We start from the raw sequence: 24402 nt of genomic DNA on the forward strand, positions 1-24402 counted from the left end.
TCGTCGTTTTCAGCGGATGACGAGCCCGTGCGCGGCCGCGAAGGCGATGGCCGTCTCGACGTCGACCTCGGCGCCGCGCAGGTCGGCCTGGACCAGGGCGTTCGCGTCGATCCGCGCGCCACGCAGGTCCGCGCCCTCGAGCTTCGCGCCCTGCAGGCGCGCGCCGGTCAGGTCGCTGTCGCGCAGGTCGGCGCCGGTGAGGTCGGCGTCCATCAGGTTGGCCTCGCGCAGCCGGAGCCCGGACAGCCCGAGGCGGCGCAGCCGCGCCTTCGCCAGCGACGTCAGCGAAAGGTCGCAGTCGGTGATGGCGATGCCGCCGAACCCGCTCTCGGCGAACGACGTCCCGAGCAGCGAACACGCCGTCCAGCGGCTCTCGGCGAGCACGGTCCGGTCGAAGGTGCAGGAGCGGAACGCCGACGCGTCGTGCCGCGAACGGGAGAGGTCGGCTTTGCTGAACACGCAGTCGTCGAAGGTGCAGCCGCGGGTCCGCAGCCCGCTCAGGTCCGCCCCGGTGAAGTCGCACCCGGTGAACCGGCGCTTTTCCCACCACTGCCCGGACAACACCGCTTCGCGGTAGTCCTCCCCCGTCTCCAGCACGGCCCCCAGGGTGCCACATCCGCCCTTAGAGCCTCACACCCTGGACGTAGTTCATCGCCTCGACGTACTCGGGCAGCTGCGCGCGGCGCGCCATCTCGGCCTCGTCCAGGTTCTCCAGGCGGGTCTGGATCCACCACAGGTTGCCGAACGGGTCACGCACGCGGCCGACGCGGTCGCCGAAGAACAGGACGGTCTGGCGGGTCACCTCGGTCGCGCCCGCTTCGATGGCGCGTCGCTGCGTTTCTTCGCTGTCCGGCACGTAAAGCCGGAGGAAGGCCGGGGTGGCGTCCCAGCCGTCCGGTGAGTCGAACGCCATCACGACGGCGTCGCCGATGCGGACCTCCGCGTGGCCGATCTTCCCGTCCTCGCCGACGACCTGGCCGAGTTCCTCGGCGTCGAACGCCTCCTTCAGGAAGTCGAGCAGGCCGGCGGTGTTGTGGCCGATGATCCACGGGGTGACCGTCGTGTAGCCGTCGGGAACCATGTTTTCCTCCTCGGTCGGTGTAACTCCGACTCTAAGATCGAAATAGGACGGTTCCTGACCGCTGCATACTGGGGCCATGGGAGTTCCGCTGCGGCCGCTGGCGATCGCCGGGGCGCGGTCGGTGTACCGCGAAGTCCCGCCGCCGCCCGGGCTCGAGGCCGTGCTCGCCTGCGGCTGGCACGGGCGCACCGGCTGGGCGCGGCCGCTGCGTGTGCTCCCCGACGGCTGCGCCGACCTCGTCTGGGACGGTGACGCGCTCACGGTGGTCGTCACGGCCGGCGCGCCGCTGCGGCTGTGGGTCCCGGCGTCGGCGTCGCGCGTCGGGGTGCGGCTGCGGTGCGGGGCCGCGGGCGCCGTGCTCGGGACGGCCATGCCGGAGCTGCCCGCGGGCGCGACACGGCTGACCGACCTCTGGGGCGCGCCCGCCCGTCGTGCCGAAGAAACCCTTGCGGGCACTAGTGATCCCGAAGCCCAGCGCGGGATCCTCGAAACGCTCGTCGCCCGGCGAAGTGCGTCACCGGACCGACGGGTGCTGGCTGCCGTGCAGGCCCTCGGCGCGGCCACGCGGACGGCCGAGGTCGCCGTGGGGATCAGCGAACGCGGGCTGCGGCGGCACTTCGTCCACGCGGTCGGCGCCGGGCCGAAGCAGCTGCAGCGGATCCGGCGGTTCCAGCGGTTCCTGCGTCTCCTGGAACCCCTGGTCGCCGGGCGGACCTCGCTGGCTCGCGCGGCCGCCGACCTCGGGTACGCCGACCAGTCCCACCTCGGCCGCGAATGCCGTCGCCTGTCGGGTTCCTCCCCCGCGGCGCTCGTGCGCGTGGCCGAAAAGTTCCAGACAGCGACGCCACCCGCGCGCCACGCTCTTGTCCATGTTCCGAGTCACGATCGCGGTGCGCGCTGACGACCTCGACGTCAACGGCCACGTCCGCGGCCCGGCGTACCTCGCCTACGCCGACCACGCGCGCTGGATGTGCGTCCAGGCGGCGGGAATCGACCCGGCCGCGCTGGCCGCGCGCCGCATCGGGCCGGTGAACCTGGAGACGACGGTGCGGTTCCACCGCGAGCTCGTCCCGGGCGGCGAGGTCTCCGTCAGCTGCGACTTCAAGTGGGGCGCGGGCAAGACTTCCCGGGTGGCGCAGGAGTTCCACGCACCGGACGGCACGCTGGTCGCGGAGGTGTCCTCGGTGTCGGGCCTGCTCGACCTCGACCGCCGCAGGCTGCTGCCCGACCCCGGCGCGTACTGGCGCGAGCTGGCCGCGCGTCCGGAACTGCTGGGCCTGGCCCCGAAAAACGGATGATCCCGGCCGCGGCGCTCACTACCGTGACGGCCATGCCCGACGAGCACTTCGCCGATCACGACCTTGCCGCGCTCTACGACGCCTTCAACCCACGGGAGAGCAGCGGCGACTTCGAGTTCTACCTGCCGATGATCATGGCGGCCGAGTCGGTGCTCGACGTCGGCTGCGGCACCGGGTCCCTGCTGCACTGGGCGCGCGAATCCGGCCACCCCGGACGGCTCGTCGGGCTCGACCCGGCCGAGGGCATGCTCGTCCAGGCCCGCCGCCGCGACGACGTCGAGTGGGTGCACGGCGATTTGTCGACCGCCACCTGGGACGGCGAGTTCGACTTCGCGGTGATGACCGGGCACGCGTTCCAGGTGCTGCTGACCGACGACGAGCTGCGGACGGCGTTCTCGGCCCTCCATCGCGCCCTGCGTCCCGGCGGCCGGTTCGGCTTCGACACCCGCAACCCCGCGGCCCGCGGCTGGGAACGCTGGACACCGGAGAACGTGGGAGAAGCCGGCAACGTCCGGTCGTGGAACAACGCCGGGCCGTTCGAGAACGGGTACGTCACCTTCAGGACCACGTACGAAAGCCCGGACTGGGACGCGCCCCGGTTCAGCGAGAGCACCCTGCGGTTCCTCGATGTCCCTTCCCTGAACGGGTTCATCGCGGAAGCCGGCCTGGTCGTCGACGAGCAGTACGGCTACTGGGACCGCACCCCCGTGACGGGCACGAGCCCGGAGATCGTCACGATCGTGCGCCGGCCGCTCACTGGAAGTCCCGCGACTTCGTCCTGATCCGCATCGGCAGCGCCTCGACACGGTCGGCGAGCACGCTCACCACGCCGTCGTACTTCTCCACCACCCCGCGGATCAGCAGCGCCGGGCTCGCGCGCGCGACGCGGTGGTAGCGCTGCCACAGGCCGAGCGTGCAGATCACGTTGACCATCCCCGTCTCGTCTTCGATGTTGAGGAAGGTGATCCCGCCCGCGGTCGCCGGGCGCTGCCGGTGCGTGACGGCGCCGCCGATCAGCACCCGCACGCCGTCTTCGAGGTCGACCAGCCCGCTCGCCGGGACAACACCGAGCGCGTCGAGGCGGTCGCGGATGAACTCGGTCGGGTAGCTGTCCGGCGACACCCCGGTCGCCCAGACGTCCGCCGACGCGAGGTCGAGGCCGTCCATCCCCGGCAGCACCGGCGCCTCCGCGAGGCTCAGGCCCGGCAGCTTCTCCGGCCGTTCCCCGGCGACCGCGCCCGCCGTCCACAGCGCCTGCCGGCGGTCACCGCCGAACCCGGAGAACGCGCCGGCCGTGGCCAGCGCCTCGATCTGCGGTGTCTTCAGCCGCACGCGGCGGGCGACGTCGGCCATGTCGGTGTAGCGGCCGTTCGCCTCCCGCTCGGCGACGATCCGCTTCGCGAGGTCCTCCCCGATCATCCGGACGGTGCTCAGCCCGGTGCGCACGTCGTGGAACTTCCCGGCGCCCGCCTCCAGGGTGGCGTGCGGCAGGCTGCGGTTGATGTCCGGGCCGTGCACGGTGACGTCGTGCCGCCGCGCGTCCGCGACCAGCGACTGCGGTGAGTAGAAGCCCATCGGCTGCGCGCGCAGGAGGCCCGCCAGGAACGCGTCCGGGTGGTAGAACTTGAAGTAGGCGCTGGAAAACACCAGGTGGGCGAAGCTCAGCGCGTGGCTCTCCGGGAAGCCGAAGTTCGCGAACGCCTTGAGCTTAAGGAAGATCTTCTTCGCGAGCTCTTCCTCGACGCCGTTCGCGGCCGCGCCTTCGAGGAACCGCTGCCGCAGCCGGTCCATCTTCCGGTCCGAGCGCTTCGAGCCCATCGCGTGTCGCAGCTGGTCGGCCTCCGCCGCGGTGAAGTTCGCGACGTCCAGGGCGATCTGCATCATCTGCTCCTGGAACAGCGGCACGCCTTTGGTCTTGCGCAACGCGTTTTCCAGCAGCGGGTGGTCGTAGTCCCACTCCTCGATGCCCTGCTTGCGGCGGATGTACGGGTGCACCGAACCGCCCTGGATCGGGCCGGGCCGGATCAGCGCCACCTCGACAGCGAGGTCGTAGAACTCGGTGGGCCGCAACCGCGGCAGGGTGGCCAGCTGCGCGCGGCTCTCCACCTGGAACACGCCGATCGCATCGGCGCGGCAGAGCATGCCGTAGACGTTCTGGTCGGTGAGGTCGAGCTCGGCGAGGTCGACCTTCTCGCCCTTGTGCTCCTCGACGAGGTCGAGCATGTAGTGCAGCGCCGAGAGCATGCCGAGGCCGAGCAGGTCGAACTTGACGAGCCCGGCGGCCGCGCAGTCCTCCTTCTCCCACTGGATGACACTGCGGTCGGCCATCCGCGCCCATTCGACCGGGACGACCTGGCTCACCGGCTCCTGGCACATGACCATGCCGCCGGAGTGGATGCCGAGGTGGCGCGGGAAGTCCTCGAGGGCGAACGCGAGCTGCACGACGTCGTCCGGGATGTCGTGGTCGTGGTCCTTTTCGGTGCTGCGCAGGGATCCCCAGCGGTCGATCTGCTTGCTCCAGGCGTCCTGCTGGCCCGGCGAGTAGCCGAGTGCGCGCGCGGCGTCGCGGACCGCGGACCGGGCGCGGTAGGTGATCACGTTCGCGACCTGCGCGGTTCTCAGGCGGCCGTGCTTCCTGAAGACGTACTGGATGGCCTCCTCACGGCGATCGGACTCGATGTCGAGGTCGATGTCGGGGTAACCGTCGCGGTCGGGCGCGAGGAACCGTTCGAAGAGCAGCTTGTTGGCGACCGAGTCGACCTTCGTGATGCCCAGGGCGTAACAGACGGCGGAGTTCGCGGCCGAACCCCGGCCCTGGCAGAGGATCTTGTTGTCGTTGCAGAACTTGACGATGTCCCAGACGATCAGGAAGTACCCGGGGAACCCGAGCTTCTCGATGATCGCCAGCTCGTGCTCGATCTGGGCCCTTGCCTTTTCTTCGTGTTCCTTGCCGCCGAAGCGTTCCTGCGCGCCTTCCTCGGTCAGCCGTCTGAGGTAGACCGCTTCGCTTTCCCCGCCGGGAACGTCGAAGGGTGGCAGTTTCGGGGCGATCAGCTTGAGCGGGAACGCGCATTCCATGCCGAGGAGGGCACTTCTCCGCACCGCGCCGGGGTAGCGCCGGAACAGGACGTCCATTTCGGCGCCGCTGCGCAGGAACGCCGTCCCGGCCGCCGGCAGCCAGCCTTCCAGGTCGTCGATGCCGCGGCGGGCGCGGATCGCGGCGAGCGCGTCGGCCAGCCGGGCGCGTTCGGGCCGGGCGTAGTGCGCGGCGGTGGTGGCCACGGTCGGGAGGTCCAGTTCGCGGGCGAGCTTCGTCAGGACGTCGTTGTGGGTGCTGTCGAGCGGCTGGCGGTGGTCGGTGAGCTCGACGTAGACGTGGTCACGGCCGAAGCGCTCGACCAGGATCTTCAGCTGTTCCCTGGCGGCCGCCGGGCCGTGCGTGACGAGCGCCGAGCGCACCGCGCCCTTGCGGCAGCCGGTCAGCACCACGCACTGCCCGGCGACCTCCTCGGCGACCGCGCCGAGGTCGTACCTCGGCCGGCCCTTCTCGGCGTCGTGGTGGATCTGCCCGGCGGTGATGGCGCGGCAGAGGGCGCGATAACCCTGGTCACCGCGGGCGAGCAGCAGGAGGTGCTCGCCCTCGGGGTCGGCGACGCCGTTCTGCGGGGCGCTCAGCCCGAAGCTCAGTTCGGTGCCGAACACGGTGTTGACGCCGAGCTCCCTGGCCGCCTCGGCGAAGCGGACGACGCCGTACATGCCGTCGTGGTCGGTGAGGGCGATGGCGTCCAGCTTGAGCCGCGCGGCCTCCTCGACCAGCTCCTCGGGGTGGCTGGCGCCGTCGAGGAAGCTGAAGTTGGAGTGACAGTGCAGCTCGGCGTAGGGCACGCGGACGGCTTCACCGCCGTCGTCGGACCCACGCGCGGGGATGTCCTCGGGGCGCCGGTACTCCTCGCGGTGACGTCCCCAGGCGGGGCTGTCCCCGTGGTCGCCCGGGGGAAGGCCGCCCGCGAGGGTGCGGGCGAGGTCCTTCCACCGGACGGGCGGGTTGTTCCAGCCCATTCACCGGCCCCCGGGGTCGTCGCCGCGCTGCTCGGCGTCCCGGCGCAGCCGATGCCAGTTGGACGGGTGGTTCCGGCGGCTGCGTTTCTCGGCTTCGCTCATGGGGCGCGGTTCGCCGCGGCTCATGCGGCAGCCGTTCTCCCGCGAGGAGCGGGGAACGGGGATGCCCTCGCCGGGGAAGATCAGCTCGCCTCGGTGAACCGTCCACTCTTCGCCGGGTTTCTCTTCCACCGCTTCCGCCGTCTCGGCCCCGGGGTGGCGGGCGGGGTCGAAGCCGGCGCGCAGCCAGGCTCGCATCCGTCGTGCGTAGTGCTCGTCCATGCTCAGTCGTACACTCCCTCGACCGTCCACAGTGGATTTTCCGTGCCCGCGCAGTGCACCAGCACCGCGTCGGGTGGCTCGTCTCCTTCCCCGGCGAGCACGAGCTGCAGCCGCGCCCGCCGGGGACCGGACCGGCGGCGGTCACCGGCCAGCGGCCACGGCCCGGCCCAGCCGACGACCTCCCGCTGCCGGCCGCCGATGCTCAGCCGTCGCGGAGCGCCCGTGACCTGCTCGCGGACCGTGATCCCGACGGCCCGGCCGTCGGCGTCGAAGATCTGGGCCGGCACCGGGCGATCGAGGACGGTCGCGGGGGACGGCGCGGGCAGCCGTCCCGGCCAGGTCGCGTCCGACGGCGTCGTCCGCTCGCGCGGGTCGCCCCACGGCACCAGGCGGACGCGGCCGGCGGGGTCGCGGCCGCCGTCGAGCAGCGGGGTGAGGACGCCTTCCGGGCCGAGCAGGCCCTGGACCCGCACAAACGCCCGGGCCGCACGTTCGTCGTCTTCCTCGGAGCGGCCGTTCTGCAGGAGGTCGAGCTGCAGCGAGCATCCTTCGACAACTTCGTCCGGCTCCAGCCGCAGCCGCACGACACCGGAGGTCGGGCGCGTGCCGGGCGCCGCGCGCAGCCAGCCTTCGAACTGCCAGCGCACGCGGTCGGCGACGCCGGCGGGGGTCAGCGGCTCCGCGCAGCGCCAGACCCGGCCGAGGTGCTCGCCTTCTTCGGTGACGGCGTAGATGCCGAGGCGGGTGCAGGCCAGGCCGTGGCCGGCGAGGTCCGCGCAGAAGCGCGTCGCGAGGTTCTTGGCCAGGAAGGCGGCGACGTCGACGCGTTCGACAACGGGGTCGAACTCCTCGGTCAGCGTCAGTTCCGGCGGCGGTCGCCGACGCAGTGGAGGACGTTCGGAGCGGCCCCGGGCGAGCCGGTGGGCCAGGACACCATCGGCGCCGAAGCGGTTGACGACGTCCCGTTCGGGCAGCGCGGCGAAGGCGCCGAGCGTCTTCAGGCCGAGCCGGCGGAGCAGGTCGACGAGCTCCGCGCGGTCGGCCCCGGGCTGGTCGAGTTCGGTGACGGGCAGCGGCGCGAGGAATTCGGCGACTCGCCCGGGTTCGACGAACTCCCCCAGCCGCGCGGCGAGCGTCGCGGCGAAGAGCCCTTCGGCCACACCGACCTGACATTCAACCCCGGCGGCGGCCGACACTTCGTCGACAAGCCGTTCGACGAGGGCGTGTTCACCACCGAAGTAGGCGGCGGCCCCGGCAACGGGCACCGCGACCAGCCCGGGCCGCACGACTTCAACGCCGACAACCAGAGCCTCAACGGCCCGAGCAACAGCTTCGAAGAGCCGAGCATCCCGGCCGTCATCGGCGGCTAAGACGGCAAGGTCCGGACAGCGCGACTGCGCCTCCCGCCGCCGCATGTTTCGCCGGACGCCATCCCGCCGAGCCCCGGCGTTGCAGGCGACAACACGGTTGGCACTGAAGACGGCGGCCGGTTGGGTAACGGCGATACCGGCAACCGCCGAGGCGGCGACGGCGGGCCAGTCCGGGCACCAGAGGACGAGCATTCGGGTGGGGGTGGCGGGGGTACCGCGTTGGGCGGGGACGGTCATGGCGCCTCCCGCGGTGGAGCGGTGTTGGGGTGGTGGAGGGGTCGGCTCGCGTGGTTGGAGGGTCGACACGCGTGATTGAGAGGTCGACTCGCGTGATTCGAGGGTCGACACGCGTGACTGAGAGGTCGACACGCGTGATTGGAGGGTCGACTCGCGTACCCCGAGAGTCTGCTCACGCACCCGCACAGTCCGCTCGCGGACCCATCGGACCGGCGCCCGTGCGCGGAGGGTCGACTCGCGTACCCCGCCGGTCGGCTTGCGTGCCCGGACAGTCGGTTGGCGTGCCAAGAGCGGCTCGCGTGATCCGAGAGTCGACACGCGTGATTGAGCAGCCGACTCGCGTGATTGAACGGACGACACGCGTACCCCGCTGGACGACACTCGTACCCAGCCGGACGACGCGCGTACCCCGGCGGACGACACGCGTGCGCTGGCCGAGGGCGCGTCGAGTTGGGTCGGTGGGTAGGCGGGAAGGTGCGTGCCGGGGTCATGCCGTGGCCTCCTCGGCGGGGGTCAAGCCGGAGGTGACCACGGCCGGCGAGGCCGGGGTGATCTTTCCTCCGGAGCCGGGGAGGCAGAGCTGTGCCGAGACCGGGCGGGCCGCCGCGCCGCGGCCGCAGGCCCGGACCTCGACCCGGCGCTCCTCCAGATGCCCGTAACCGTCCGCAGGACCCGCCCAGGACGACGGGCTGCACGACAGCTCGACGTCCGCGCCCGGCCAGGCGCCGAACGTCAGCAGGACCGCTCCGCGGTGACGGGCTCGGGCCGACAGCCGCCGCGCCACGGCTGCCTGGACCGTCTCCGAATGGACCGCCACCACGTCGACGCCGTCGAGCAGCGCCGCCACCACCGCGGGCAGCTCCGCTCCCGGACGCGGGACCAGCGCCAGGCGGGCGAGGTCCGCGCCGTACTCGGCCGCCGCCGCCAGCCCCAGCGATGGCATGCCGACCACCGCCGCCCATGCCCCCGCCGCGGTCGGTTCCGCGAGGAGAGCGAGCAGCAGCGACGTCGAACCGTGGACCGCCACGGTGCTTCCCCGGCGGAGCCCGGCCGCGGGCAGCAGCTCAGCCAGGGCGGGGGCGACCGGGAGCACTCTTCCCGTCACCCGCGCCTGGTCAGCCTGAGCCGCCACCCGGCTCGCCGTGCTCACCCCGGGCAGGGCCGCCAGCCGGGCCACCGGCGGCTCCACCACAGCGGTCACCGCACGCACCTCCCCACCACGGACCAGGCCGGCGGTCGGGCCTCTCCCAAAACACGACCGACGGCACTCGTTCGCCGCGGGGAAGGCGGCGGTTGACGTCGAACACCTGTTCGACGTAGTCCAGTCAACCGTGAACCGCCCGGGGTGTCAAGTCACCCGGTAGTGGGGTACGACGCCTGGAAAGCCAGCCGCGCGTCGGCGTCCGCGGTGAGGCGTTCGAGCTCGTCGTCCAGCGCCATGAAGGCCTCCCACGGCTCCCCGCCGAAGCACGCGGCCGCCCGTTCCTCCAGGTCAGGGACCCGCTTCGCCTTCCACACCTTGTCCGCCAAGCTGACGAGCAGATCTTCGAGCGTGACGTCGGGCGCGTCCCAAGACCCGTGCGTCCGCGCGAAGCGCGCCGACGCCTCTTCGACGCCCTGCTCAACCAGCAACCCGTACCCCGCCACCTCGTGCAGCGACCCCGGACCGGACAGCTCCGCGGGGTGCAGGATCTTCCCGATGTCGTGCGTGGCCGCGCCGAACAGCACCGCCGTGCCGTCGAACTCCGCCCGGGGACGCGCCCAGCCGGTCAGCGTGACGGCGACGTCGTGCACCACGCGCAGGTGCGCGCCCAGCCTCGGCGGCGCGCCCAGCGTCTCCAGCAACGCCCGCGCCCGCGGTGGGAGCGGCGCGAAACCCGGAGCGTCGAGAGCGTGGCGCAGGAGATCGGTCACCCCACCAAGGTAATGAAGTTGCCCGCGGGCCCCGGCCGTCACTAGACAGTCCGGCGTGGAGCTCACCGAAGTCCGGCCCGAAGACTGCCCGGAACTGCTGGTCCTGCAACGCTGCTGCTGGGTCCAGGAGGCCATCCTCAACACCACCCTCGACATCCCCGCCCTGCACGAGACCCTCGACGACGTCCGCGACTGGACGAAGACCTGGTCGGTCTGGGTGCTGCGGCACGAGCACCGGCTGGTCGGCGCCGTGCGCGGCCGGCTCGAACGGGACTGCTGGGAGGTCGGCAGGCTGATGGTCGCGCCGGACTTCGCCGGGCGCGGGCTGGGCCGCCGCCTGCTTGCGCACATCGAGGCGCAGGCGCCCGCCGACGTGCGCCGGTTCGCCCTGTTCACCGGGGCCCGCAGCACGCGCAACATCACGATGTACCAGCGGGCCGGCTACCGGCTCGTCGACGCCCCGGCCGCCGCCGGCCACATCGCCGGCGCCGTTTACCTCGAGAAGGACGTCACGCAGCGCAAAAACCCCGGTCCGCCCGCCTGACGCTGCGGGGTCGGCTAGATTGCCCGGTGGAGTTCAGGGGGATGACGATGACCGAAGGGCGGAAACGGCCGATCCTGTGGATCGCCGGGGCGCTGGTCGCGGCGGGCGCCGTGCTCGCCGTCGTGCTCACCACCGGCGGCGGGGTGCCCGGCGCCAAGGCCGAGGCGCCGGGGCCGACGACGATGGGCGCGGAGTGGCGCTCGTTCCGCGCCGAGGTCACCGGGATCCGGCCCGGCGGGGACACCGGCCTGTTCGTGCAGGTCGCGCTGCCCGGCAAGGACCCGGGCTGCGTCCGGGAGCCGCGGATCGAGCAGGTCGTGGAGTCGAAGACCGACATCCGCGCCGACGTCGTCTACTCGACGCGGCCCGCGGCCGGCGGCTGCCAGGACAAGGTGTCGGCCGAGCTGCGGCTGACGACGAACGCGCCGATCGCGGACCGGACCGTGATCCTCAACGCCGACGCGGGCAACGCCTGGCACAAGCTCGGCGCCGGCTGGGGCCACTGCTCCCCGCAGGGCGCCTGCGCCCCGCCGGCCGACCACTGCGACCCGGCGTGGATCGGCGCCGCGGTGTCCGCGACGGGCGCCGAAAGCGCCGGCACCACCCGCGCGTGCGACCCGAACTGGCTGGTCCTCGACCTGCTGGTGCGCCAGACCGAACCGCCGTCGCGCAGCGCCTTCCGCTGGAGTGACGCGGGCTGGACGCCGTTCGCCCAGGCCAAGGCGGCCGGCTGCCCGGAGATCCGGGCGGCCGACCCGAAGTTCCCGGTCGCGCTCTGCAAGGAGCTGCCCGCTCCCGCGTGACCGAGGCTGCTAGCGCAGCTTCTTGACGACCTCGGCGCCGACGGCTTTCACGGCGTCGTCCGTCTCCTGCTGGGGCATCGCCGAGTTCGAGAAGAACCCCTTGTCCCAGCCGGACACCTCGACGATGACCACCGTCGTGCCCTTCAGGACGTGCAGTTCGGAACCGCTGAACGCGCTGTTCGTGACCAGCCGGACCAGCGCCGCCTTGTCGCCGACGCCTTTGACGTCCGTCGGCGGGACCGCCGGGGCGATCGGCTCGTAGGAGCGGTTGGCCGATTCGCGCGCGCCCTCGCCCGAGTACGTCGTGATGCGCACGCTCAGCGTGGCGTCGCGGACGTTCTCGTCGGGCCCGGGCTTCCAGCTGCAGTTGACCTGCTTCAGGCCCGGCACGTTCGCGGAGCCCGGGCCGCTCAGGGCGAAGCTCGGGAAGCCCGCTTTCCCGAGCGTGGGGCCCGGGACCTGGCACTCGGCGGGCACCGGCGACGACGACGGCGCCGCGCCGGTGCTCGCGAAGTAGTCGCTCGCGAAGATCCCCAGCGGGATGCCCGCGCCGAGCAGCACCACCACGCCGAGGACGATGCCGAGGATCAGGCCCGTCCGCTTCTTCTTCGGCGGCGGCATCGGCCCGCCGTACCCCGGCGGCGGGTACCCGGGCGGCGGATATCCCTGCTGCGGCGGATATCCGGGCGGCGGGTAGCCGGGCTGCTGGGGATACGGCCCCTGCTGCCCGTAACCCGGCTGACCCTGCCCGTACGGCGGTGGTTGCTGCATCGAGCCCTCCCTCTCGAAGCGCGGGGTCAGTGCGCGAAGTGGCGCGTCCCCGTCAGGTACATCGTGACGCCCGCCTTCTCCGCGGCCGCGATCACCTCGGGGTCGCGGACCGAGCCACCGGGCTGCACGACCGCGCGCACACCGGCCTCGACCAGCACCTCCAGGCCGTCGGGGAACGGGAAGAACGCGTCCGACGCGCCGACCGAGCCCTTGGCGCGGTCGCCCGCCCGCGACACCGCGAGCCGGGACGAGTCGACGCGGTTGACCTGGCCCATGCCGACGCCGACGGTCGCGCCGTCAGCCGCCAGCAGGATCGCGTTCGACTTCACCGCGCGCAGCGAGCGCCACGCGAACTCGAGGTCGCGCAGGGTCTGCTCGTCGGCCGGGGCGCCGGTCGCGAGCTGCCAGTTGGCCGGGTCGTCGCCGGGGGCGTTGATCGCGTCGACCGTCTGCACGAGGACGCCGCCGGAGATCTGGCGGAACTCGATCGGCGACGGCGCGATCTCGGGGAGCTTCAGCAGCCGGATGTTCTTCTTGCGCTGCAGGATCTCCAGCGCTTCGGAGTCGAAGTCCGGCGCCAGCACGACCTCGGTGAAGACCTCGGCGATCTGCTCCGCGGCCTCGCGGCTGACCGGCCGGTTCGTGGCGATGACGCCGCCGTAGGCCGAAACCGGGTCGCACGCGTGCGCCTTGCGGTGCGCCTCGGCGATGTCCGTGCCGACCGCGATGCCGCACGGGTTGGCGTGCTTGATGATCGCGACGGCGGGCTCGGCGAAGTCGAACGCGGCGCGGCGGGCGGCGTCGGTGTCGACGTAGTTGTTGTACGACATGGCCTTGCCGTGCAACTGCTCGGCGTGCGCCAGGCCGGCCCGGTGTCCCTTGTACAGCGCGGCCTTCTGGTGCGGGTTCTCGCCGTAGCGCAGCACCTCGCCGCGTTCCCAGCTGACGCCGGAGAACTCGGGGAAGCCGGAGTCGACAGCGTCCTCATCGGGGGCGTAGACGTTCGAGAACCACGAAGCGACGGCGATGTCGTAAGACGCCGTGTGCGCGTACGCCTGCGCGGCGAGGCGCTTGCGGTCGTCGAGGTCGAAGCCGCCGTCGGCGACGCGCTCCAGCACCCAGGCGTAGCGGGCCGGGTCGACGACAACCGCGACGCTGCCGTGGTTCTTCGCCGCGCCGCGCACCATCGCCGGGCCGCCGATGTCGATGTTCTCGACGCAGTCCTCGGGGCTCGCGCCGGACGCGACGGTCTGCTCGAACGGGTACAGGTTGACCACCAGCAGGTCGAACGCCGCGATGTCCAGCTTCCGCAGCTGCTCGACGTGGTCGGCGTTGCCCTGGTCGGCCAGCAGCCCGGCGTGGACGCGCGGGTGCAGCGTCTTGACGCGGCCGTCCAGCGACTCCGGGAAGCCCGTGACCTCTTCGACCGGCGTGACCGGGACCCCCGCGTCGGCGATGACCTTCGCGGTGCCGCCGGTGGAGACGATCTCGACGCCGGCCGCGTGCAGGCCGGTCGCGAGGTCCAGGAGGCCCGCCTTGTCCGAGACGCCGATCAGCGCCCGGCGGACCGGGCGCCGTCCCAGGTCAGTGCTCACGAAATGTCACCTTTCGTCCGTCCACGGTGCAGCCACCGCGGCCGAGTCGCTCGATCGTTTCCACCAAAAGCCTGCGCTCGACGGCCTTGATCCGTTCGTGCAGGACGTCTTCGGTGTCGTCGTGCTCCACGACGACGGCTTCCTGGGCGATGATCGGCCCGGTGTCGACCCCGGCGTCCGCGAAGTGCACGGTCGAGCCGGTGACCTTGACGCCGGCCTCGAGCGCGTCGCGGACCGCGTGCATCCCCGGGAACGACGGGAGCAGCGCCGGGTGCGTGTTGACCACCGTGAACCGGCTGAGGAACTGCTCGCCCAGGATCTTCATGAACCCGGCGGACACGACGAGGTCGGGCTGGTAAACCGCGACGGCTTCGGTCAGCGCCTTGTCCCAGGCGGCGCGGTCGGGGTGGTCGGCGACGCGGACGGTGAACGCCGGGACGTTCACGCGTTCGGCGCGGGTGAGGGCCTCGATGCCGGTGCGGTCGGCGCCGACGGCGAGGACCTTGGCCGGGAAGCCGGACCGGCCGGTGGCGTCCAGCACCGCCTGCAGGAGGGTGCCGGAGCCCGACGCGAGCACGACGAGCTTCACCGGAGTGGGCAGCTCCAACCGTTGAGACAGAGCGGGCTCCTTGCCGCGGGCGGTGCGCAGCCGGTGCGCACGGCGCTTCACCAGGTCACGACAACCCTAACGGTCGGCCTCGTCCGGCTCGACGTCGCCGCAGGTCTCGGTGCCTCCGGTCACAGCTTCGTCGTCCTCGGCGGAGCTTTCACGGGAAAGCTCCGGGTCTTCGAGGCCGAGTTCGGCGTCGGCCTCGGCTTCGAACTCGGCGTCCTCGTCTTCGATTTCTTCGACAGCTTCGTCCTCTTCGGACGCTTCCGCTGCTTCGATGTCCTCGACGGCTTCGGCTGCTTCGTCGGCGTCGACGTCGTCGGCGTCTTCGAAGGCTTCGTTGTCTTCGAGCGCTTCGGGCGGCGGCGCGGGCGGCTCGTGCTCACCCGCGAAGAACGCGACGAACGAGCCCGGGATGACGATCCAGCAGAACGCGACGACCGACGCGACCCCGACCGGCACGCTCACCGGGTCGAACGGGCCGTCGCCGAGCCGGCCGCCGGCCAGCGTGCCCAGCACGACGCAGCCCAGCGCGACCACCACCCCGGCGACCGCGACCGTCCGGATGCGCTGCGCCGGGTCGGCGTCGGCCCGACGCAGCGACCAGCCGACGAGCACGCCGGTCGCCGCGGGCAGCAGGAGCAGCGCCGGCCACCAGGCACTGTGGTGCTCGGGCAGGCCACCGAGCAGCGGGACGCCCGGCACGGCGCCGCCGCGGTACCCGAACATCCCGACGTTCAGGTCGCCGATCGAGAAGCCGGGCCCGGTGACGAACGACAGCCCGGCCGTCACGGCGTTGGGCAGATAGAGCAGCGAGAGCAGGAAGAGCCCGAAGCTGCTGCCGAACGCGGGCTCGTACATGTCGGCCACCGTCGACCACGACAGCGCCGTCGCGACCGTGAACACCGCGGCGCCGCAGGCCACCAGCACCGCGAGGCCCGCCGCGCCCGCGCGGACCCCGCGCAGCGCCAGCGGGTCGAGCCGGTCGGCGACGACGTCGGGCAGCCCGCAGCTCCGGAAGACGCCCACGGCCGAGGCCGCTCCGGCGAGCAGTCCCGGCACGGCGAACGCCGTCACCGGGTTCGCCGCCACCGGGGAGCCTTGGGCGCAGAACGCGATGACCAGCCCGAACAGCGCGTGCGCGCCGGTGATCGTGACGAACACCGGCAGCGCCTCGCGGGGCGACCGGCAGCCGAGGCGCTGGGCGGCGCCGGACGCCGTCCGCACGGCCAGCGCGAGCGCGCCCAGCGTCGGCAGCAGCGGCAGGACACCGAGCGGGTGGCCGCCGAGGCCGAGACGCACCTGGTGCGCCGCGAGCCAGCCGGGCCCAGCCGCGAGCAGCACCCCCGTGCCGGTGAAGGCGCCGCGGCCGGCGGTCAGGGTGACCAGCGTCAGCAGCGTCGCGACGGCGGCGTAACCCGTGACCAGCGGGCCGAGCGCGGCGGCGAGCAACACCCGCACCCGCGCCGCCCGGGAAAGTTCGACGTCGGGTTCGAGGTCGCCCACCGGCTCTTCGCGGGAGTCGGTGAGCACGTCCATGATCCGCACCCTGACATCCGCGCTGCTCCGACCGGGTGAGCCACGCCGCCGTCGGCCGGCGTGGGGAAGCTAACCCACCCGGTCGAGTAACGCCCGGAGTGCAAAACACCCGCCGTGACACGGAGCGTCACAGCGGGTGTTTTGGGCTGGCGTCAGTTCGACTTGCCGAAGCCTCCGGGCGGCGTGCCCGGGTTGTCCGACGGCGGCTGCTGGAAGAACGAGCCCTGCTGCGGGGCGTACGTCGTGGCCTGCTGCCCCGGCGGCGGCGTGGTCGACGGCGGGTTCGGCGAGCCGTACTGGCCCTGCGAGAACGGCGCCGACGGCTCGCCGGTCTGGGCCACCGGGCCCGGCTGCTGCTGGCCGTACTGCTGGCCCGGCTGGCCGTACTGTTGCTGGCCGGGCTGGCCGCCCTGGCCCGGCTGGCCGAACTGGGCGCCGTACTGCGGGGCGGCGGCCGGCTTCGGCGCCGGCGGCTTGATGACGTCGTGCTCGATCAGCAGCGCGGCGACCGCGGCGGCCATCTGCAGGAACCCCAGGATCAGGATGACGGTGACGATGCCGGGCGTCGTCTGCAGGCTGATCAGCGTGTCGAGGACGTCGAGCGCGCCGAGGACGCTGAACAGCGCCGCGAACGGCAGCGTCTTCGGGCCCCTCGGCAGCACGTGGAGCCCGGCGAGCAGACCACCGCCGAGCAGGAAGACCCCGCCGAGGCCGACTTCACCGGCGTCGGCGAAACCGAGGAAGTACTGCACGAGGCTGAGGGCGGCGACGACCAGGGCGAGCAGCATCGGCAGGTTCTGCGGCAGGCCCGCCGGACCCGACGGCGCCTGGTGCGAGTGGTGCTGCTGCGGGAGGCCACCGGTGGGCGGCGGTCCGGGGGGCTGCTGGCCGCCACCCTGCTGGGGGTAGCCAGGCCCGCCGCTGGGGAAGGTCATCGGATGCACTCCTGTCGGTTCGACCGGCACTCCGGGGTGCGAGGACACCCGGGGGAAGACGAGGCGGCTTGTGTGCGCAGAACGCTAGCGCACTGACGAGCCCTCAGCCCACCAGACGCGTGAATACCCCGGGAGGTTTCCTCCCCGAACGGAGGAGGGCCGGACACCTTGGTGAGTGTCCGGCCCTACCTGCGGTTACGCGCTGTCGTCAGCCGAGGCTGTTGTACAGCTCACGCGCGAGGACGGCGGTCTCGCTCGGGGTCTTCCCGACCTTGACGCCGGCGGCCTCGAGGGCCTCCTTCTTCGCGGCGGCCGTGCCGGAGGAGCCCGACACGATGGCGCCCGCGTGGCCCATGGTCTTGCCCTCGGGCGCGGTGAAGCCCGCGACGTAACCGACGACCGGCTTCGTCACGTTCTCCTTGATGTAGGCCGCGGCGCGCTCTTCGGCGTCGCCACCGATCTCGCCGATCATCACGATGACCTTGGTCTCGGGGTCCGCCTCGAACGCCTCGAGGGCGTCGATGTGCGTGGTGCCGATGATGGGGTCACCGCCGATGCCGACCGCGGTGGAGAAGCCGATGTCCCGCAGCTCGTACATCATCTGGTAGGTCAGCGTGCCGGACTTCGACACGAGGCCGATCTGGCCCGGGCCGGAGATGTCGGCCGGGATGATGCCGGCGTTCGACTTGCCGGGGCTGATCACGCCGGGGCAGTTCGGCCCGATGATCCGGGTCGTGTTGCCCTTCGCGACCGCGTGCGCCCAGAAGTAGGCCGAGTCGTGCACCGGGATGCCCTCGGTGATGACGACGGCCAGCGGGATCTCGGCGTCGATCGCCTCGACGACCGCGTCCTTCGCGAACTTCGGCGGCACGAAGATGACCGACACGTCGGCGCCGGTCTCCTTGATGGCCTCTTCGACCGTGCCGAAGACCTTGAGGTCCTTGCCCTCGATGGTGACGGTCTGGCCGGCCTTGCGGGCGTTGACGCCACCCACGATGTTCGTGCCGGACTTCAGCATCTTGGTCGCGTGCTTCATGCCCTCGGAGCCGGTGAGCCCCTGCACGATGACCTTGCTGTTCTCGTTCAGGAAGATCGACATCTTCACGCACCTGCCGCGGCGAGCTCGGCAGCCTTGTCGGCCGCGTTGTCCATTGTGTCCACCACGGTGACCAGCGGGTGGTTCGCGTCGGCCAGGATCTGGCGACCCTCGACGACGTTGTTGCCGTCCAGGCGGACGACCAGCGGCTTGGCGGCCTCGTCGCCCAGGATCTTCAGGGCCTCGACGATGCCGTTCGCCACCGCGTCACAGGCGGTGATGCCGCCGAAGACGTTGACGAAGACGCTCTTCACGTCGGTGTCGTTGAGGATGACGTCCAGCCCGGCCGCCATGACCTCGGCCGACGCGCCGCCGCCGATGTCGAGGAAGTTCGCCGGCTTCACGCCGCCGTGCTTCTCGCCCGCGTACGCCACGACGTCCAAAGTGGACATGACGAGGCCCGCGCCGTTGCCGATGATGCCGACCTGGCCGTCGAGCTTGACGTAGTTGAGGTTCTTGGCCTTGGCCTTCGCCTCGAGCGGGTTCTCCGCTTCCTTGTCCACCAGGGCCTCGTGGCCCGGCTGGCGGAAGTCCGCGTTCTCGTCGAGGGTGACCTTGCCGTCGAGGGCGATGATCTTGTCCTGCGGGTCACGGACCAGCGGGTTGACCTCGACCAGGGTGGCGTCCTCGGAGACGAAGGTCTCCCAGAGCTTCACGACGACGTCGGCGGCCTCGTCGATGATGTCGGCCGGGAAGTTGCCGGCCTTCAGGATCTCGAGGGCCTTCGCCTTGTCGACGCCCGCGATCGCGTCGACGGGGATCTTCGCGAGCGCGTCGGGCCGCTCGACCGCGAGCTGCTCGATCTCCATGCCGCCTTCGGACGAGGCCATCGCCAGGAAGGTGCGGTTCGCCCGGTCCAGCAGGAAGGAGAAGTAGTACTCGGACGCGATGTCCGAGGCTTCGGCCACGAGCACGCGACGCGTGATGTGGCCCTTGATGTCGAGGCCGAGAATGGCTTCCGCCTTCTCCTTCGCCTCGTCCGGCGTCTGGGCCAGCTTGACGCCGCCCGCCTTCCCGCGGCCGCCGACCTTCACCTGCGCCTTGACGACGACCTGGTTGCCGATCTGCTCCGCGGCGGCCTTGGCTTCTTCGGGGGTGCTAGCCACCGAGCCCGGCAGAACCGGTACTCCGTGGGCGGCGAAGAGATCCCTCGCCTGGTACTCGTAGAGGTCCACTACTCCAGTCTCCTGACGACACGCCACTGCAGGTGGTCCGCGACCGGACCGCGCTGTCGGACCAGTCGAGGTTAGCGACCTGCGCGAACGGCGGGGACTCCGCATCCGGTGAAGTCGGTCACCGTGTGCGGTCAGACGGTGTTCCCGAGGTGTGAGACCGCCCACCGGACAACCATTTAGCGGCTTCGGAGGGGGTCTCGAAGTCTCCGGCGGTGAAGAGGCGGAGGTCGGGGAGGGTGTCCTTGAGGTGGCCGGGCGGGGGCTCGCCGAGCACGCCGACGGCGTCGGGGTCCTCCTGTTCGGCGGTGCGGACGATCTGTTCGACGGTGTCGAGGGGCCCGGCGTGGATGACCTCCATGCCTTCGTCGCGGAGGGTGCGAGCGAGGGAGACGGCCGTGGGGTCGGGGCGGGTGAACTCGACCAGGAGGACTCGGAGGCGGTTGCGGGTCATGGGGTGGGGTCGTTCTGGGTGGGGTCCGGGTGGGCGGCGCTCATTGGCCGGGGTGCGCTCGGCATCGCGCGGGCCAGCGGCGGGGCCGGAGGCGGGGCGGCGCTCGGCACGGCGCTTGGTCGCGGGGTGGCACCCGGCATCGCGCCGACCGGCGACGCGGCGCTCATTGGTTGCGCTGCGTTCGGCATGGCGCGGGCCAGCGGCACGGCAGCCGGGGTTGCGGCGGCACTCGGCGGCTGCGTGTCACTCCATGCCGCGTCGGCCGGTGGTGGGGTGCTCATCGGCCGGGCTTCATGTGGCACGGCGGGTGCCCGCCGCCGACATACTCGCCGCGATGAGCAGGGCGGCCGCTGCGGCGAGCGTTACCCAGAAGCCGGTTGCCGGGCTTGCGTTGCCGAGGGTGCCGCCGACCAGGGGCAACTCCGCTGCGTGGAGCGCCGCCAGCAGTGCCGCGCCGGTCAGTAGCGCCGCTGCGGGCTTCGGGCGTGAGCGCAGGGCCAGCCCCGCCGCGCCCAGCACCACCGCCGCCGCCGTGAACAGGCCCCACGATGGGGTGTCGAGGTTCGACCAGAGGCCCGGTGCCACGTAACCCGGCACGCTGAAGACCGGCAGCCCGAACCCGGCCACCGCCAGCACCCCGCCGGCCACCACCGGGGTGAGTACGCCGGCGGCCGCGGTTGTGCCGTCGCCCGCGTCCTCGCGTTCGACTACTCCGGTCCCGGCGGCGGCGAGCGCGGCCAGGACTGCGAGGACGAGGGCGGCGAACGTCCAGGCGGCGCCGGCGCCGAGGTCATACGTGAACGCGGGCGCCGCGCCGGTCGGGCCGGCGCCGCCGAAACCGGCGAGGTTGCCGGCCTGGGTGGCGGTGAGCGCGGTGTTGAGAACGGCCGTGCCGGCCAGGACGATCCCGGCCCAGGCGACCCCGAGGACTGGCCGCGCGAGGGCGGCCGTCTTCGGCACGAGCGTCCCGAGTGCGACGACGGCGAGCACCACCGCGGCGACGAGCAGGAACCACCGGGCCGGACTCTCGGCGGCCGCACTGACCGGCGCGGTGGCGCCGGGGTTCAGCGCGCTGACCGCAACCTGCGGCGCGAAGGTGCCGATCACGGCGGCGAGCGCGGTGGCGAGGCCAAGCAGTCCGGTGGTGAGACGCCACCAGAAGAGGCCGGGGAGTTTCAGGTCGGCTTCGGTGTCGGCGGTCTTCTCGGTGAGCCGGGTGAAGGCGAGGCCGCCGGTGATCGCCGTCGTGACGAGGACGAGGACGGGGCCCCAGGCGACGTGCAGGTCGTCGCGGTAGAGGCCGGCCAGCACGGGCGGCGCGGCGACCCCGAAAGCGGCGGCGGTCAGGCCGGCCAGCGCGCCCCGGGCGACACGTTCGTTCGGCGCGGCGAGGGCGAGCGAGGCGGCCAGCGGCAGCGCGGCGGCCAACAGCAGGTAGCCGCCGAGGGCGGGCCAGGGCCCTTCGAAAGCCGAGCGTGCGAGGAGGAAGCCGTTGTCGGAGCCGACGGGAGCGGTCAGCAGTCCGACCGAGGCCGTGACGGCGAGCAGCGGGACGAGCAGGCGCCACCGGCGGCGTTCGGGCTCGTCGTCCCTCCGGTTCGCCCGCCACGCGGCGACGCCGGCGGCCACGGAGAGCACGTCCGCGACGAGGAGCAGCCAGAATCCGGCGCCGACGGCCGAGCCGCCGACGAACCGGACGGGCAGGTAGAGCTCGGGCCGGATGGTGAGGGGGCCGTTGACGGCGAACTGCAGATCGAGCACCAGCCGTCCGGGCGCGAGCGCGGCGAGGCCCAGAACGATCCCGCCGGCCAGCCCGGTCTTCCCCGCGCCGGCGGCCCAGACCGCGGCGACGGCGGGCGCGAGCGCGAGGACGGCCAGCCAAGGCCAGCTGGCGAACCCGGGCCCGGCGGCCGGCGAGACGGGAACAAAGGCGGCGACGGTAAGAGCGACAGCGGCCAGGGCGGCGAGCACGAGGGCGACGCGGAGGGGGCCGCGGTCGGTGTCGTCGGCCCAGAGTTCACGCGGGTCGTAGGCGGGTTCCGGCTTTTCGTCGGCTTTCAGCGCGGACTTGCTGGGCGGCGCCGCGGGCTTCCGCTTGCCGGTGGGACGGGAGGTCGCGGAGCGCGAGGCAGGCCCGGAGGGACGGGGGTCCGGGTCGGGCTCGGGATCGCGGGGAGAGCCGGGGGCGCTCCCGGTGGGGTGCTCTGAGCGTGGGGGCATTGCCCGCGACGCTAGCAAGCCCGGCCGTCGGGAGCCCGCCACCGTGGCCCGAGTCGCCGAGCGGCGGGTGGCGGTCGGCGGGTGCGGCGGCGGGTATGGGTTGAGGTCGGCCGCGGCGGTTGGTGCGGGTTGCCGATTGGCGCGGCAGCCCGAGGCGGAGGCAGATCGAGCTGGTTCGCGGCGATCCGTGCGGGCCGCCGGGCGGTGAGGCGAGTGCGCGGCTATCGCCCGGTCGGCAAGCGGTGGGGGTGCCTTCGGCAGCTGCGTGCGCGCGGGGCGGTGAGGCGAATGCGCGGCTGTCGCCCGGTCGGTGAGCGGCGGGGCGTAGCCGGCCGCGCAGGGGTGGCGGGCGGTGAGGCGAATGCGCGGCTTTCGCCCCGGACGGCAAACGGCGGGGGCGCCGTCGGCAGTCGCATGCACGGCGAGCGGTGAGGCGAATGCGCCGTTGTCGCACGGTCCGTGAGCGGCGGAGCCTGGACGGCTGCGCAGGGGTGGGGGCCGCGGCGCACCACTCGGGCGGGGGCGGACGGTCGGCGCAGTTACGGCGCCGAAGGCCGGGGCGCGTGGGCCGCAGTGGGTGTGGAAATGGGGCTGGTGCTGGGCGGGGAAGCTGCGTTGAGTCCCCGAGGTGCCGGATTCGACGACCGCTGCAGACAGGGGGCGAGTCGGTGAGTGGCGGGTTCTTGTCGACGAACGGATCGGCTCTTGCGCGTCGGCGGGGGTCCGAAATGCCCGTTGTGGGCCTTTTTCGGAGCTGCCGGGGTGCGATCAAGGCGTCGAAGGAGCTTCAACATCGGCTCGCAAACCCTTATTCCGCGACTTTTGGCCTCAAACATGCCTCGAAGGGCCTCTGGCGGTCCTTCACCGGCTTTGGACCCTGTAAGCCAAGTCACACCGAACGCGGTAAACCCCCTCTAACTTTGGGTAATTGGCACAGGTGAGCGCCAGATCGGAGCCACCCGTTCGGCCGACGCCGGGGCCAGATCTTGCTTACAGCGGTGCCCCTTCGTTACTGTCCCCCGGTCCCCATTACAGTCAGGTCACGAAGTAGGACGACGAGCGAACCACCCCCGAGGTTGGCTCACCGGGTTCCCCCGCCCGCAGTCCTCAGACCCGGCTCCCCGACGATGGAAGGCCCTGTCTTGGCTTCACACCGCTCCCCCGGCGGCCAAGCTCCTTCCCCGGCACTGAAGGACGCACTGGAAGGTGCGGTCGTTCGTGTCCGGGGTGCGCACCGCATCGCCCCGCCCTCTTCGGCCCTTCGCGGCCGGGTTGTGGTTGCCGCTGTTGCGGCCGGTGCGTTCGCTGCCGCTGCTGCGGGCTCGACCCTCAAGACAGTCACCGACTCCGACGCCGCCGTGACGCCGCTGGCCAACAGCCAGGACGCCAGCGCTTCCCTGACCGCGGGGGGTGCGGGCACCGGGGGCGCCCCGGAGCTCCTGCCGACCGGCCACGCCGTCGACGCCTCCGCCGAGGCCGCGAAGCTTTCCGACAGCGCTTCGATCACCCAGGCCCGCGAGCAGCGTGAAGCCGACGCCGCCAAGAAGGCCGCCGAAGAAGCCGCTCGCCCGAAGACCTGCCTGCCGGCGCACGGCACCTTCACCTCGGGCTTCGGCGCCCGGTGGGGCACGAGCCACCTCGGCATCGACATCGCCAACTCGATCGGCACCCCGATCTACGCCGCCTCCGACGGCACCGTGATCGAGGCCGGCCCGGCCAGCGGCTTCGGCCTCTGGGTCCGCGTGCAGCTCGACGACGGCACGATCCAGGTCTACGGCCACATGAACAGCTTCTCCGTCAAGGAGGGCCAGAAGGTCAAGTGCGGCCAGCAGATCGCCGAGATCGGCAACCGTGGCCAGAGCACCGGCCCGCACCTGCACTTCGAGGTCTGGCAGAACGGCACGAAGAAGATCGACCCCCGGCCCTGGCTGGCCGCGCGCGGAATCGTCGTCTGAGCCGTCCGAGCACCGCACCAGGTCGTCCAGACCACCTGAGCCGGAACCGCGGCCACGCTCCAACGCGGGAAACCCGGCCGTAGCAGCATGATCCGCCACCGAGGACCGATGACGCTCCTCGGCGATGAGAACACCCGGCGACCGCGCCGCGCGATCACCTGACGCCGAGAGCTCCTCAGGCCGCCGCCACCATGCGCAGGCGTCCGCGACCACACCGAGCCTCGCCAAAGCCGCCTGAAAGCCCCTCAGCGCCCGGAAACGGCTAACGCTGCCCGCCGGGCAACCGCCGGATGAAGTACGCCACGGCGACCTGCCACACCGTGCAGAACTCCGCGGAGCGGCGAATCGGCAGCCAGCCCCACGGGACGCGGGCCCCGGCGCCCCCCGCGGAGCGGACACGCGCGGCACTCCGGGCCCTGGTCGTCCAG

22 protein-coding genes are annotated in these 24402 nt (G+C 72.3%); 6 read left to right on the forward strand and 16 right to left on the reverse strand.

All coding sequences use genetic code 11. The features are described from left to right. Positions 1 to 9 precede the first annotated feature (9 nt). Together ACZ63J_RS11405 and ACZ63J_RS11410 are read right to left on the reverse strand one after the other, a co-directional pair. The gene (locus ACZ63J_RS11405; protein ID WP_465405729.1) at positions 10 to 597 is read right to left on the reverse strand and encodes a pentapeptide repeat-containing protein; all 588 of its coding nucleotides are present in this window, start codon (positions 595 to 597) and stop codon (positions 10 to 12) included. Positions 598 to 622: 25 nt separating this feature from the next. Further along, a complete protein-coding gene (locus tag ACZ63J_RS11410; RefSeq protein WP_465405731.1) occupies positions 623 to 1081 on the reverse strand; it encodes a VOC family protein in 459 nt (152 codons plus the stop codon). Between the two features lie 76 nt (positions 1082 to 1157). Between ACZ63J_RS11410 and ACZ63J_RS11415 the strand changes: the two genes are divergently transcribed. From ACZ63J_RS11415 to ACZ63J_RS11425, 3 genes are read left to right on the forward strand one after another with little or no spacing between them, the layout of a single operon-like run. Further along, positions 1158 to 1982 (forward strand): helix-turn-helix domain-containing protein, encoded by an 825-nt coding sequence (locus ACZ63J_RS11415; protein WP_465405733.1) that lies wholly within the window; start codon positions 1158 to 1160, stop codon positions 1980 to 1982. Then, positions 1951 to 2379, forward strand: a complete 429-nt coding sequence (locus ACZ63J_RS11420) for an acyl-CoA thioesterase (RefSeq protein ID WP_465405735.1) — start codon at positions 1951 to 1953, stop codon at positions 2377 to 2379. Before ACZ63J_RS11415 ends, ACZ63J_RS11420 begins: the two co-directional genes overlap by 32 nt. Positions 2380 to 2411: 32 nt before the next feature. Then, entirely contained in the window at positions 2412 to 3161 is a 750-nt protein-coding gene (locus ACZ63J_RS11425; protein WP_465405737.1) for a class I SAM-dependent methyltransferase, read from the forward strand. Here the strand turns inward: ACZ63J_RS11425 and ACZ63J_RS11430 are convergent. The 5 genes from ACZ63J_RS11430 to ACZ63J_RS11450 all read right to left on the reverse strand — a co-directional run bounded on the left by ACZ63J_RS11430 (position 3133) and on the right by ACZ63J_RS11450 (position 10280). After that, positions 3133 to 6438 carry an error-prone DNA polymerase gene (locus ACZ63J_RS11430; protein ID WP_465405739.1) on the reverse strand — a complete coding sequence of 1102 codons (3306 nt, stop codon included), beginning with the start codon at positions 6436 to 6438 and terminating at the stop codon, positions 3133 to 3135. The two genes, ACZ63J_RS11425 and ACZ63J_RS11430, sit on opposite strands and share 29 nt — an antisense overlap. Then, positions 6439 to 6759, reverse strand: a complete 321-nt coding sequence (locus tag ACZ63J_RS11435; RefSeq protein WP_465405741.1) for a hypothetical protein — start codon at positions 6757 to 6759, stop codon at positions 6439 to 6441. 2 nt (positions 6760 to 6761) lie between these two features. Next, positions 6762 to 8321 (reverse strand): DNA polymerase Y family protein, encoded by a 1560-nt coding sequence (locus ACZ63J_RS11440; protein ID WP_465405876.1) that lies wholly within the window; start codon positions 8319 to 8321, stop codon positions 6762 to 6764. Positions 8322 to 8853: 532 nt separating this feature from the next. Beyond that, on the reverse strand, positions 8854 to 9567 hold the full coding sequence (locus ACZ63J_RS11445) for a hypothetical protein (protein ID WP_465405743.1): 714 nt from the start codon (positions 9565 to 9567) through the stop codon (positions 8854 to 8856). Between the two features lie 152 nt (positions 9568 to 9719). Further along, positions 9720 to 10280, reverse strand: coding sequence for an HD domain-containing protein (locus ACZ63J_RS11450; protein ID WP_465405745.1), 561 nt, complete (start codon positions 10278 to 10280; stop codon positions 9720 to 9722). A 55-nt stretch (positions 10281 to 10335) separates the two neighbouring features. On the opposite strand from ACZ63J_RS11450, the gene ACZ63J_RS11455 reads away from it, so the two are divergent. Together ACZ63J_RS11455 and ACZ63J_RS11460 are read left to right on the forward strand one after the other, a co-directional pair. Continuing rightward, the gene (locus tag ACZ63J_RS11455; protein WP_465405746.1) at positions 10336 to 10824 is read left to right on the forward strand and encodes a GNAT family N-acetyltransferase; all 489 of its coding nucleotides are present in this window, start codon (positions 10336 to 10338) and stop codon (positions 10822 to 10824) included. A gap of 41 nt (positions 10825 to 10865) precedes the next feature. Continuing rightward, positions 10866 to 11627: a hypothetical protein gene (locus ACZ63J_RS11460; protein ID WP_465405748.1), complete on the forward strand. Its 762-nt coding sequence runs from the start codon at positions 10866 to 10868 to the stop codon at positions 11625 to 11627. Between the two features lie 9 nt (positions 11628 to 11636). Here the strand turns inward: ACZ63J_RS11460 and ACZ63J_RS11465 are convergent, their stop codons facing one another. The 9 genes from ACZ63J_RS11465 to ACZ63J_RS11505 all read right to left on the reverse strand — a co-directional run bounded on the left by ACZ63J_RS11465 (position 11637) and on the right by ACZ63J_RS11505 (position 22019). Then, complete coding sequence (locus ACZ63J_RS11465; RefSeq protein WP_465405749.1) at positions 11637 to 12398, reverse strand: hypothetical protein; 762 nt, start codon at positions 12396 to 12398, stop codon at positions 11637 to 11639. 26 nt (positions 12399 to 12424) lie between these two features. Beyond that, on the reverse strand, positions 12425 to 13993 hold the full coding sequence (gene purH, locus ACZ63J_RS11470; protein ID WP_465405751.1) for a bifunctional phosphoribosylaminoimidazolecarboxamide formyltransferase/IMP cyclohydrolase: 1569 nt from the start codon (positions 13991 to 13993) through the stop codon (positions 12425 to 12427). Continuing rightward, positions 13983 to 14600 (reverse strand): phosphoribosylglycinamide formyltransferase, encoded by a 618-nt coding sequence (purN, locus tag ACZ63J_RS11475; protein WP_465309423.1) that lies wholly within the window; start codon positions 14598 to 14600, stop codon positions 13983 to 13985. The genes purH and purN overlap by 11 nt, the downstream gene beginning before the upstream one ends. A gap of 78 nt (positions 14601 to 14678) precedes the next feature. After that, the gene (locus tag ACZ63J_RS11480; RefSeq protein WP_465405753.1) at positions 14679 to 16151 is read right to left on the reverse strand and encodes a cell division protein PerM; all 1473 of its coding nucleotides are present in this window, start codon (positions 16149 to 16151) and stop codon (positions 14679 to 14681) included. Positions 16152 to 16294: 143 nt separating this feature from the next. Then, positions 16295 to 17077, reverse strand: coding sequence for a DUF5336 domain-containing protein (locus tag ACZ63J_RS11485; RefSeq protein WP_465405755.1), 783 nt, complete (start codon positions 17075 to 17077; stop codon positions 16295 to 16297). 208 nt (positions 17078 to 17285) lie between these two features. Continuing rightward, positions 17286 to 18176: a succinate--CoA ligase subunit alpha gene (sucD, locus tag ACZ63J_RS11490; protein ID WP_465335875.1), complete on the reverse strand. Its 891-nt coding sequence runs from the start codon at positions 18174 to 18176 to the stop codon at positions 17286 to 17288. A gap of 2 nt (positions 18177 to 18178) precedes the next feature. After that, positions 18179 to 19348, reverse strand: coding sequence for an ADP-forming succinate--CoA ligase subunit beta (sucC, locus tag ACZ63J_RS11495; RefSeq protein WP_465335876.1), 1170 nt, complete (start codon positions 19346 to 19348; stop codon positions 18179 to 18181). Between the two features lie 118 nt (positions 19349 to 19466). After that, a complete protein-coding gene (locus tag ACZ63J_RS11500; protein ID WP_465405757.1) occupies positions 19467 to 19799 on the reverse strand; it encodes a hypothetical protein in 333 nt (110 codons plus the stop codon). Between the two features lie 291 nt (positions 19800 to 20090). Next, complete coding sequence (locus ACZ63J_RS11505; RefSeq protein ID WP_465405759.1) at positions 20091 to 22019, reverse strand: hypothetical protein; 1929 nt, start codon at positions 22017 to 22019, stop codon at positions 20091 to 20093. A 1274-nt stretch (positions 22020 to 23293) separates the two neighbouring features. Here ACZ63J_RS11505 and ACZ63J_RS11510 point away from each other — a divergent pair. Further along, positions 23294 to 23974, forward strand: coding sequence for a M23 family metallopeptidase (locus tag ACZ63J_RS11510; protein WP_465405761.1), 681 nt, complete (start codon positions 23294 to 23296; stop codon positions 23972 to 23974). The last annotated feature ends 428 nt before the right edge of the window (positions 23975 to 24402 follow it).

It is taken from the genome of Amycolatopsis sp. NPDC104863 (assembly GCF_055582965.1).